The sequence below is a fragment of the Anaeromassilibacillus sp. Marseille-P3371 genome (assembly GCF_900169665.1).
Taxonomy (GTDB): Bacteria; Bacillota; Clostridia; order Oscillospirales; family Acutalibacteraceae; genus Anaeromassilibacillus.
In genome coordinates this window covers 3,523,444-3,530,157 of record NZ_LT835157.1, presented here as the reverse complement: position 1 = coordinate 3,530,157, position 6,714 = coordinate 3,523,444, and the positions used below count along the sequence as shown (strand labels likewise).

The following is a 6,714-nucleotide window of genomic DNA, read 5'->3' as shown; positions in this document are numbered from 1 at the left end:
CCAGTCCGTTTCCATTGACCACGGTCATCTTGAAGGTGTACATGCTTCCTCTGTTCAGCGTGATGGCATTTGCCGCATCACTGCGCACACTTGCCGCTGCACTCTGGCTTGCGGAAACCACACCCGCTGCTCCATATGTGTTGCTTACATTTCTCGATGTGGAGCCGCTCTTCTTCGCTGTCGTCGTCTTTGTCTCCAGGTTCTGGATGCTTGCTTCCAGTGCTTCTACGGCACTCTTGACCTCTTCTTCGGTCGCTGCTTCATTGTTCAACACAACCTTTGCGTTGCTCAATGCCTTCTGCATCGCTGCCACGCTCTTTGCTGTGTACTTGCTGGTGTTCACTGCCTCTGCTTTTCCAATCAGGTCTTTCAAAGCGTCCTTGTTCGGAATCATACGCAGTGCTGTAATCGCATTGAGCAGTTCTTCGGCCTTCTCATCCACTGCCTCCTGGGTTGCATTGTCATTTTCCAACAGAGTTTCTGCATCACCCAGGACGGTTTTAAAGGTAGCCCATGTTTCATCCTGGATGTACTTCGAAGCATTCTCTACAATTTTCTTACCTTCTGCTACCAAAGCTTCCAGATCCGTCATGTCTGCACGGAAGACCAGGTTGTCAAGCGCTTCATACAGCGCTTCTGCCGCCGCCTGAATATCTGCTTCCAGTACTTCCTCGTCGTCCATCAGGTCCTCTGCCGCCTTGTATGCGTCGTCCAGCGCCTTTACGCTCTCCGGCGTGAAGTTCTCTCGATTGATGCTCTTTGCAATCTCCATCGGGATTTCCAGCTGGCTCTTGTCGCCCGCTGTAAAGCTCAGATACTGCAATGCCTCGATCAGCTCAAACATCGCGTTGTTGATCTCGTCCTGGCTTGCGGTCTTCTTTTCTTCGATCGCTTTCGCTGCCTGCAACGCTTCCTTGTACTTCTTCTGTACCGACGGGACTGCCGCCTCTACCTGCGCTTTCACGTTCTCGCTCTCTGCGATTGTGATCACTTCGCGCAGATTTTCCTTATCCACGATCGTGAAGCCCAGTTCAATCGTGGTGTCTGCATTCGGCATTGCCAGGCTGTAGATATACTCGGCAACGTCAAAGTTCTCTTCTGCTACGGCTTCGCCGTTCACGGTGACGCCTGCGATCTCTCTTCCTTCGACTCTCGGTTCAAAGGTCAGGTCGAGTTCTGTGCCGGAGAGCACATCGGTTTGATAGGAACCGATCAAATTTGCGATCGTCAGGTCTTCGCCGTCAATGGAAAGACGTACGCTGCCAGCCGGGAATTTCACAGTAAGTGCGTATTCCCTGGAGCCCGGCTGCAGGGCTTCCAGTTTTTCCAGAAGCTCAGTGGTCATTTGGATAAATGCTTCCTCCGAAGGCTTGCTCTCTTCATACAGGTCATATGCATTGCTGAAAGTCTCTGCCAATGCCGCGACGTCCTCGGAATCGTACTGGTTGGCACAATCGGATTCGATGAATACGAGTACGGCCGCCATCGCCTGTAGGAACGCATCGTTCACCTCATCCGAGGGGGCGGTATAGGGTACCAGCTGATCGATGGCTTCGCTCAGGGCTTTTGCCGCTGCGTCGACCTCAGCCTGGTCGCGCGAAGTATCCCGCACGGTTTCCGCCTCTTCCAGGGCTACCTGCATAGCCTTCCAACTTTCATCCGTATAGGCTTCGGAAGAGAGGGCCTTTGCGCGGGCGATCTGGTTCAGTAGCTCGGTCAGTTGGATGGTCGGTTTGAGCGCCATGTCTTCGAAGCCGGGCTTGAGGAATTCAAAGTAGTCAAAACCAAATTTTCCGATCGGTTCCAGGCGGATGGTGTGCTCGCCTTCTTCCAGGATGGGGGAGACCCACACGCGCTTGTAACCCTCTTCGGACGTATCGGAGGTTTTGGTACGGATAGTGGTAACCAGCTCGTTGTCGATGTAGACCTTTGCACCCTCCTGACTGCCGTCCATCTTTGCGCCTACGCAGACCTGGATGCCATTAAAGGTATAGGACAACGAAGTGTCACGCCAGTCATAGTCGTCGTCGCCGACATAGGTTTCCGTCCCATTGTAGGCGTCGCTGCTTTCCCAGAGTGCCCAGGTACCCTCTTTTTCTACAGCCGAATCCTCGCCGTCCACCTTCATCCATGGAGATTCGGCCACATAGCCGAAGTAATCCACGCTGAATTTGCCTGTGGGGACCAGACGGATGGTATGTTCGCCTTCGTCCAAAAGGTTGGAACGCCACACCTCATAATATCCATTCTTTCCGCCCTGTGCAGCGGAATTGCTATTGATGTGGTCAATCTTTTCTCCGTCCAGATAGACGTCCGCCCCAACCTGGCTGCCGTCAATCTTACCGCCCACAACAACTTGTACCCCGTTAAAAGTCAAAGAGATCGATGTCCCTTCCCAATCGTAACTGTCGCCGACAAAGGTTTCTGTGGATTGATAGGCGGCGCTGTCCGGCCACATGCCCCAGGTGCCTTCCTTGACCACAGAAGCATCCTCTCCGTCGACCTTGATTAGGAGTTCGCTGTTTTCGGCCAAATTGGAGCGTTGCGTTTGAAACGCTGTCCGCGCGCTGTTTGGCGTTTCTAACGCGGTGCCAACATGTACCGTCTCAGCCAGAAGAACCAGAGTGTCCGGATCGTAAATATTGAGACGTGCTTCATATCCCATCTGTACATCAGCGGGGACCGATACCTGCGCAGACGCTGTTTGTTCACCCTTACGCGCAATTCGGTCTTCTGAGATGGACAAATCCAGCAAGTTTCCTTCGCGGTCATACAGGGCGAGGGAAGTGGCATAGGAAGCACTGCTGCCGCTATTTTTCAGTGTGATATAGGCAGAAAAGGTTTCTCCTGCCTCCAATCCCTGTGTACTGGTGGCCACAGCCGTTGTGAGGCTTGCACCTGCCTTGGTGGTATTCCGCATTGCGCCGAGAAGTTTGGTGTCCGCCCAGTCGGTGTGGTCATTGCTGTTCGACCCATTGGCGTCGGTCACCAGGCGCAGCGTGGTGACGCCGCGGACGCTCAAATCGACCTGCTCGCTCATTCCATTGGACATTTGTTTTTCATAGATCAGCATTTCCTGTTCGCTGCCTTCTACGGTAGCATAGACGCGATAGATCGCATCCGCTGTATTGCTTCCTACTTCGTCGTCAATGCCGATCACCGCCTGGAAGCGGGTGTATTGGCCGCCTAGATGGTAGACTGCTTCACTATCCGCGTGTAGCCCCAAACCTTTGTCATAGACAACGCCGCCGATGGTGATGGGGTTGCCCTCAATGGATTGGTCGATTCCGGGGGCCTTACCCGCCCAGCCCTGCGTGATGGGCTTTACAGGCTCCAAGTCGGATACATAAACCGAATGGGTGGTATAACCATACGCAGAAGTTTCATCGGCTGCCCCCTGGGCAGTAATTCCATAAACGGTCGCTTCGTTCAGGAAAGCGTATTCCCCCTCCGGGACATCCGTGAAAGTAACCTTCACATAGCGAGCACGGATACCACCCAGGTCCTCTTCGTAAGGACGGTTGGCAATGGTGTCCGCTGTGTAGGAAACAATCTCCGTCCAGGGGCCGGTATTACTGGTGGAAACTTCCACCTTATACGGATAAGGTTCACTTTCAAAGTCCAGCTTCAGTTTGTACATATGCAGTGCATATTCGGTGTCTTGCATCCAGTATTCACCAGAACCAGCGGCCTCTGCAACCCATTTGGTGGCCGTATCTCCATCGTTTGCCAGGGCGCCGTTTCCGCTGGAGGGGAAGGTGGGATGTCCAGTTTTATCCGCGGTATAGGTGCCTGCATCAAGCAACTTATCCGTCGTATCCTCTTTTTCTTCAATCAGGAAGTTGTCCGGTTCCGTTCTCCCATATTCTGGTTCCGTCGCGGTAGTCGTAATGACGATCTCTGCCGGTTCCATTCCGGGGGCGGTCGCCTGGATGACCGTGGTGCCGGAGTAATAGGAGCGGAACTCCGTCGCTCCCTTGCCGTCGCGCATCAGGTTGCCGCCGGCCAGCGTCATAACCTTTCCAGTGGGGAACACGCCGGGACCTTCTAGTACCTCTAAGGTAACAGTGGGGGACTGATTGACCCAGTCGCCATTTTCATCCTTGACCGTGACGATCAGGTGGGTATCGGCCGTGCCATCGTTGGGGATGGTGGTCTGGGACGCGGTTAATTCCAAATGGTTGCCAGTTCCCTCTTTGGAAAATTCCGCCGGAACGCCGGTGTATTCCTGACGGTACCAATACCATGCTTTGAGCGGCAGACGGCTGTAATCGATGAAGCCCATCTGCGCGAGGCCGGAACCGCCGACACTGCCATGGTGGAAAGCGCACCAAAGGCAGATCCCAGCGCGGTTGCCTTTGAGGGCATAGCTGTAAATATCGCCGCCATCTTGCATCGCATCAAAATAAGGACGGAATTCGTCACCGGATTCCCCTCGGTTTGCAACATGAGAACCGTATTCTGAGGCAATACTGGGCATATATTCGGTCATATTGCTGGGCATGCCCTTTCCAGGCTCCGGAAGAGCGGCGGAGCCACCGTCGCCGTTGTAACCCGCAACGTCGCAGACGTCCAGTACGTCGAAACCTTCGCGCTGTACGCCGCCCATTCCTGCTTTGCGGGTGGGGTCCAGTTTATGCGCCAGGTTGCGCATTTCATTGACCTGATCCTTACGTACCTGCATATCCGATTGCCCCATGGGGAAGAAAATTTCATTGCCCATGCTCCAGATGATAATGGACGGATGGTTGCGGTTGATGCGGATCATATCCGTCAGGTCGCGCATTAAGCTTTCATTAAACGCTTCATAATGTTCCGGGTTGCTGGGATAGCCGTTGACGCCATTCCAATCCGAAGCGGTATAGGTTGGCGCGCGATCCGCGCCACCGCCCATGCCCCAGAGGGCCACTTCCGACCAGAACATCACACCGATCTCATCACAGGCCTGCGCATAGGCGGGATCGTGGGGATAGTGCGAACCGCGGATAAAATTCATACCGGCGTCTTTAATCATCTGCACATCCCGGTAAAAGCCTTCGTTGGTCACAGCGTCCCCCCAGCCAGCGTGATCCTGGTGGGCATTGGCGCCAAAGAGGACGGTCTTCTCGCCGTTGAGATAGAATCCGTCGTTCAAGAATTGCGCCCAGCGAAACCCCAGGGGAGAGGTGTAGGAATCCAATGCCTGTCCACTGCCGCCCAATATGGTGGTGTGTACCTCATAGAGATTCGGCTCGTCCGGGCTCCAAAGCTTGATGTTCTGGATGTAATCGCTTTGGGCGTCCACGACACGGGTAGTGTTGGCAGGGATGGTAGCCGGTTCGGATTGGAAAGAAGCCACCAGGGTGCCGTCCGCCCGATCCACAACTTCCTGCTTGACAATGACAGTCTGTTCCATATCGGAGTCGTTCTGTACCTCTGTCTGAACGCGCACATCGGAACGCTTTTGCGCAATATTTTCGCGGATTTCCTCCGCGGGGGTATAACTTTCCTCGTCAATATTCTCGTAGTCGTAGTAAAGGGTGCCGTCCTCATTTTTTTCATCAAAACCAGGGTTGTTGAGGGCGGGTGTCGTGACTGCGGTGCCGTACCAGGCAACGTGGACGCTATCCGTAATGTTCAGATAGACATCGCGATAGATTCCGCCGGAGAAGTGGTGGTCGCCGGTGCGCGGCGCCTGTTCTGGATTCCACTTGTTGTTGACGCGAACGGCAATGACATTTTCTCCCGCATGGAGCTTGTCGGTGATATCGAAGGTAAATCCGGTGTAACCGCCCAAATGGGTCCCTGCGGCCTCACCGTTGACAAAGACTTCTGTTTCAATGAAGGAGCCTTCAAATTCGATGCTCACACGCTTTCCGTTTTCCAGCCACTCCGGGGGAACATCGAAGGTCTTGCGGTATAGGCCATATCCCACAAAAAAGTTGGTTTCCATATTGTAGGGGATGCTAAAACTGTGGGGAAGGCCCACATTGGTCCAATTGGAATCGTCAAAATCCGGCTCGATGGCGCCGCCAAAATCAGGAGCGGCATCGTCGGTTACGGTTTGGCTTTTAAATTTCCATTCGCGGTTGAAGTTGATCTGCTGCCGGCTTGTCTCTACCGGTTCGTAGGGGTCGCCGACATCGACACCCATCGTCCGGGCGGCTGTCTCCAAAAGGTCAGACGGTTGTTCTGTACGGGCCATCCCGTGGATGGAAAACATACCCATCAGAAGGGACAAGACAAGTGCTACGGATAGAAATCTCTTCATTTTCTCTCTCCTTTTCCAAAAAGCAAAACAGTTTTTCTTTACGAACGCGATCCTCCTTTCAGAAATGTATCATATAGCCGAAAGGCACTATGTTCATCTAAAAGCATAAAAATATTCAATAATGAGCAACATTTATAGATCAGTAATACCATACATCGCAAGAGAATTCAATAATGTAGGAAAGCAATGGGAAAATAGTACATATTTATGAGAAAATTGTCCATATAAATTTTTGTCTTGTGTCTGGCATCACATGGTAACAGAGTATGTGAAAAAGATAGACAAAAGAGTGCAAACCGTATTTGTCGCATTTTTATAGGGAAAAACAGTTGGAAAATGGGGAATATCCGCATAAATATGGTATCTATCAGTAAATCTGTTAAAAGAAAATTACAACAAATGAAAGAGCCTTATGTAACGATTTATACAAAGAAATACAGAGTTATGAAAGAATGACGCTTGAA

Annotated in this window: 1 protein-coding gene; it reads right to left on the bottom strand. The window is 52.5% G+C overall.

Annotated features, from left to right (window positions below; all coding sequences use genetic code 11):
* Positions 1-6,250: NPCBM/NEW2 domain-containing protein (locus B9Y59_RS15935; RefSeq protein WP_085534419.1), on the bottom strand; the 6,250-nt coding region annotated here is incomplete at its 3' end.
* Positions 6,251-6,714 lie beyond the last annotated feature (464 nt).